Raw genomic sequence first — 1,983 nt, forward strand, 5'->3', positions numbered from 1 at the left:
CGTAGGTGTCGTCGGAGACGATGATGCTCATCATGCCCTGGCCGCGAAAGCCACCACGACGGACATGCAGGCGCGACAGGAACGCCATATTGAGCAGCAAGGCCCCCGGTTGCCATGTCCATGCGCCATCCCGCGGAGCGTCCAGAGGCGTCGTGGTTCGGATGATGCTGTACCGGTGCGGGTTGAGCGCGGTGCCCTCGTACTCGCAGATGATGAGCACACTGCCATAGGCGGGATAGGCGCAGGCGACGAAGACGATCGACTGCACGGGTCCCCAAGGGGTGTTGTGACCAGACAGAATCCGGAGAAGGCTGGTCGGATCATCACCGAGCGGCAGGGTGCCGACGATGAACGGATGCGCTTGCCCGGTGCGAAGCCATGTGGGGGAGACCCCCAGCATAGCGGCGACCTGATCGATCTCCGGATCGGTCAGGGGTACCGTTCCGTTCGCGACGTCGGCATAGCGATCGCCCATCACGCGCGCCACGTTGCTGTATAACCGGCGATCGAGCGGCAGAGCGGTATTGATCGCCTTGCGGAAACGCTCGGCGAAGCTCGCAAGCGGGTTTTCTGCGTCACCGGCGGCTGGCGGATTCATCTGCCGCGACGACGACACGACGGGCGCAGCCCCGGTCAAAGGGAGGACCATTCCAATGGCCCCGCGCTGTCAGGTTTCTTACATTCGAACGACTCGCCGCCGAACTTGACGACCATGCCTCGCGAATAGGCTTCGTGGCGATAGAAACAGGCGTCTTTGCCGGTGACTCTCATGCCGCTGTCATTCCGATGCGTCTGGAGCTCCGACACCTTCTTATTCAGCATGGTCAGCTGAGCGAGAATGGCGTGGTCGTACGCGAGCTTGGCGGATAACATCTGGCTGGCGTCTTCAGGCGCGGTCAAATGCGGAGCAACCATGGTTGTTTGAGCGAAGGCGCATGGCGCCAGCGCAACAGCCACGAGGCCGGTCATAGCCGCGCCGAGTGCGAGCAGGGTTTTGGGGCGGTTAATGGTCCTGGGAGGGGTCATGGAAATCACCTTTGAAGTTGAACAGGATCGAATGGAGCGCATGATCAGAACGACCTCTGGCGGGCTGGGGTGAGGTGCCTGGAAGGGCTGGCGATTGTGATTGCCTCATCACACGCGATGGAAAACTGCTCGCGCAGAAAGCCATCCCGCCGCTCCCGATAGATGTTGCGGAACCCGAACCGCCGGTTCGCCCTTTTGCCCGTAACCAGCATGATTACGGCGATGAACGAGACCACGAGCACATCGAACGCCATGAAACTGCGCGCCAGATCGCCCAAAGCGTTGATCTGTGCGCCGTTGATCGCCGTATGAAGCAAGGGCAGTTTGAGCCCGCCGAACGCGAACAGGATCAGTATTTCCCAGAGCAGCGCGACCGGCGCGACGATGAAGATTCCGAGCAGGATCCGCCCCACGACCCGGAAGAGATTGACGGCCTGTTCGACGGCGATTGCCGGATCCTCCACCAGTGTGAGGTCGAGTGCGGCGAGATCACGAACAGGTACCGATGCAACAACCTCCCAATCGACGGTAATCGTCTTCACGAGACCGACCGGCCGGTCCGCCGTCCAGCGGAGCCGCGCGCGCCAGCTCTGGAACAGGGCGACCACCGCCGCGGTCACCGCAAACAGCATGAGGGCGATCGATTTCGTCTCGCCCGCCTGCCCGAGCAATAGACCGGGTAGATAGAAGCACAGGGCCGGAATTAGGGCGACGCTGAACCCGAGCAGGACACGGCTCAGGAGCAGTTCGATCCCTTTGCGGGGCTTTCGGGCGGGTGGCAGGTCCAGACGGTCGGGGTCATCATGGAAATTGTCGTTCATGGCTCTGCGTCCTGTTATGTCGGCTGGTGCAAATGCTCGGCCTTGCGCCAGTCGATCTCGAACTGTCGGCGCAAGGCGGCGCGGTCCCGGCCGGAATACAGGATCACCCCGATCTCCCGGTTGGCGTTCAGACTGC

General features: G+C 62.1%; 3 protein-coding genes. All 3 read right to left on the minus strand.

Translation table 11 applies throughout. The features are described 5' to 3' along the window. Positions 1 to 598 (minus strand): hypothetical protein (locus tag ACP5E6_RS18705; protein ID WP_427956931.1); only part of this gene is annotated, 598 nt, incomplete at its 3' end. Between the two features lie 35 nt (positions 599 to 633). Further along, positions 634 to 1,026, minus strand: coding sequence for a hypothetical protein (locus ACP5E6_RS18710; RefSeq protein ID WP_427956933.1), 393 nt, complete (start codon positions 1,024 to 1,026; stop codon positions 634 to 636). Positions 1,027 to 1,070: 44 nt separating this feature from the next. Next, positions 1,071 to 1,847 carry a hypothetical protein gene (locus ACP5E6_RS18715; RefSeq protein WP_427956935.1) on the minus strand — a complete coding sequence of 259 codons (777 nt, stop codon included), beginning with the start codon at positions 1,845 to 1,847 and terminating at the stop codon, positions 1,071 to 1,073. Positions 1,848 to 1,983 lie beyond the last annotated feature (136 nt).

Source organism: Acidiphilium sp. (assembly GCF_049977125.1).
GTDB lineage: Bacteria > Pseudomonadota > Alphaproteobacteria > Acetobacterales > Acetobacteraceae > Acidiphilium.

Excerpts from the sequence above, each read along its gene's own strand:
- ACP5E6_RS18710 (WP_427956933.1), bottom strand. The coding sequence starts at position 1,026 with ATGACCCCTCCCAGGACCATTAACCGCCCCAAAACCCTGCTCGCACTC.
- ACP5E6_RS18715 (WP_427956935.1), bottom strand. The coding sequence starts at position 1,847 with ATGAACGACAATTTCCATGATGACCCCGACCGTCTGGACCTGCCACCC.